The organism is Moorena sp. SIO1F2, from assembly GCF_010672755.1.
Classification (GTDB): domain Bacteria; phylum Cyanobacteriota; class Cyanobacteriia; order Cyanobacteriales; family Coleofasciculaceae; genus Moorena.
This window is the reverse complement of the sequence record NZ_JAAHFV010000564.1, coordinates 1-2,698: the sequence shown is the minus strand read 5'-3', so window position 1 is coordinate 2,698 and position 2,698 is coordinate 1. Positions and strand designations below refer to the sequence as shown.

The following is a 2,698-nucleotide window of genomic DNA, read 5'->3' as shown; positions in this document are numbered from 1 at the left end:
TTTAAATTTCCAATACTTGATTTTAAGTATTGGAAATTTAAAGTAAACTTAAGTATTATTATATCTAGACAAAGCATCAATCCGTAGGTTAAAACAAATAGGGGCTGTTCCTTTGGTTACTCCATTAGTTATCAGCTACAGTTATTGACTTTTATCGTAGAATTTAGTATGGCAATATTTCGGATATTAGGTCGGGTAATCGATCCAAAAACCAGTGGCGTCGTTTCAGGACTAAGGGTTGAAGCATGGGATAAAGACCTTATTTTCAACAACTTGGTGGGTAGGGCCATCACTGATGACCATGGCAGCTTTGGTATGGAATTCGATGAATCCTATTTTCAAGAACTGTTTACTGACCAACGACCAGACATTTTTTTCAAAGTATTTTGTGATCAGCAACTGATAAAAAGCACTGAGGATTCAGTGCTGTGGAATTTGGACATTGGCGATACTGAAGTCTTGATCACTGTAGATAACTATAGCAAAAATAACGTTTACGAAAAATACCTACAAGCTGCTGTTCAAGGTTCTAAAGATAATCCCAAACTATTATATCTCGGTATTAAGACTTCACCATACAAACAGCAAATTAAAGATTATCCCTCCCGCCTGAACCAGAAACCGGATGGTAAACATCTAGTGTCTGTAATTAAAGCGGATAAGACTTTCAGTCCTTATCCAATCCTGGGGCAACTTCCAGATATTGATCAGCAAGGTTTGGAGTTTCTCCATCAAGACATCAAAGAAGCTTGTGTCTGTGTTGGTAGTTTTGTAGACCAAGAGTTCAAGGTAAAATGGTTGGGACGAAATGCCCTAAGTAATGACGAATTATGGAGTGGTAGTAAGATTATCCCCATTATTAATCTAGTATCTCGCCTTAATAGCAAATCTCCTAATGACGACCTCGATAAGTGTACAATTCGAGGCACAGACCAAGCTGGAAATCAAAGGGATATTCCTGTCTGTGATTTAATCACAGATGTGATCAGTTATGACTACAATACAGCAAGTTCTAATTGCTTAGGAGCAATGTTAAAGCGCTTTGCTCCCCAAATGGAATTGGAAAATTGGCTGAAACAGATTACAGGCAATGATAGCCTGATTTTCCGTGGCCGATATGGGGAAAAACCCTTTATCGAGTACCCCCAGTTGTTTGGTAGCACAACCAAAAGCATAATTCTAACTGCTGACCCTGAACCCCCTCAATGGGAAAGTAATACTATATCCGCTTATGATTTAAATCGGATGATCTCAATGGTGGGTTGGCATAATTACATACCGGAAGCATGCCAGCTACCAGGAGTTAAGTGGGATAGTCTCGAAAGTATCATCAGAGCAATGGGGAATGATCCAGCTCGGTTAATTGATTTAGCTATTAAAGAGTTGGGTTTGTTGAATGTCATTGACTCAACCGTGATTATCTCAAAACTCGGCAACGGAGTTACCAGTATTAGGAACAGAACCGAAGCAGTTTATGTCGCCCTAGTTAAATTAGTTAAGCCTAGTCTTGACGATTCCCTCAAGCCAGCTAAATTGATTACCTTCAGTATGGCGCTACGGGGAGCAAAAGTGCTTGAGCCAAGAGATTGCAATCGTGAAGCGGTGGAACTTGATGCCAGAATAGCAACAGAAGTTACAGAGATTTTGCGCAGAGCGGTGATGGGTGAATTGGTTTGAATCTAGTGTCAATTGGGTGAAGTACATAATTTTGGGATTTTAGGGAACAGGGAACAGGGAGCAGGGAGCAGGAAAAAATCCTGTGTACCTCATAAGTATGCAAAAGGTTATATCCCTCTTGTGTCACTTTGATCAATTTTCACGGTAAGTGTCCGGTTACTGTCTAAACTCCAAGTAAATGTAAGTAGTTATATCAAGTCCGGTTAATCACCTCCCAAGTAGTCTCTGGATTGTAGGCCAGAAGGGATATCATGATTAGTCAACCGGACTTGATATTATATCATGGCCAGAAACGTTTTATGCTTGGGTTTTTTAGGGTCAGGTTTAGACAAAAATTTAAAACCGTGTGGGGACAAAAACCTAAAGAAAAAAAGTATAGCTTCTCGTCTAACTACTACAAGATTTTCTTGGATATCCAAAGACGATGTGACTTTCAAATTTCTTTTTCAAACTTTCTTTTGTACGTTTTCTTTGTTCTGCAATATACTATCCCTATTTTTTTAGCGACTATCGCAGGTATTACGGCAGGTAATGAGTTATTGGTCACGTTTATTCAAGAATTTGTTTCTGATGACCAAGCTGAAAATATCGTCAAGTTTTTTATATTTTTAATTAGTCTATTAGGAACATTATTCGGCACCATAAGTGCGACAACTAACCCTTCGGAAAGCTATGATAATGCAGCAGCGTTTCATAATAAATTTTCTGAGTTTAAGATTAATTTAGCGATAGATATGAGAAATCTTGAACTTACTAATGCTATGGAAGAAGATTACCTGCAGCTTCTGAAGGAAAAAAATGCTAATCTTTCTGAATTGATTCAGGAATATAATCAGAAACGGTCGATCGACAAGAATCAAATAGAGGGAGATAATTAAGAGAGAGAGGTGTGGGGAGATGGGGAGATGGGGAGATGGGGAGATGGGGAGATGGGGGGATGGGGAGATGGGGAGATGGGGAGATAGGGAGATGGGGGAGGTTTTTATTAAGCGATGCAGCGCGGTCTTGGGGGTTTCCCCCA

General features: G+C 39.5%; 2 protein-coding genes. Both read left to right on the top strand.

The features are described 5' to 3' along the window. Positions 1-168 precede the first annotated feature (168 nt). Entirely contained in the window at positions 169-1,677 is a 1,509-nt protein-coding gene (locus F6J94_RS32765) for a peptidoglycan-binding protein (protein WP_293047876.1), read from the top strand. A 344-nt stretch (positions 1,678-2,021) separates the two neighbouring features. Continuing rightward, positions 2,022-2,555, top strand: a complete 534-nt coding sequence (locus F6J94_RS32760; RefSeq protein ID WP_293047874.1) for a hypothetical protein — start codon at positions 2,022-2,024, stop codon at positions 2,553-2,555. Positions 2,556-2,698 lie beyond the last annotated feature (143 nt).

Bases quoted from the DNA above. Each gene is read 5' to 3' on its own strand.
- F6J94_RS32765 (WP_293047876.1), top strand. From the start codon at position 169: ATGGCAATATTTCGGATATTAGGTCGGGTAATCGATCCAAAAACCAGT.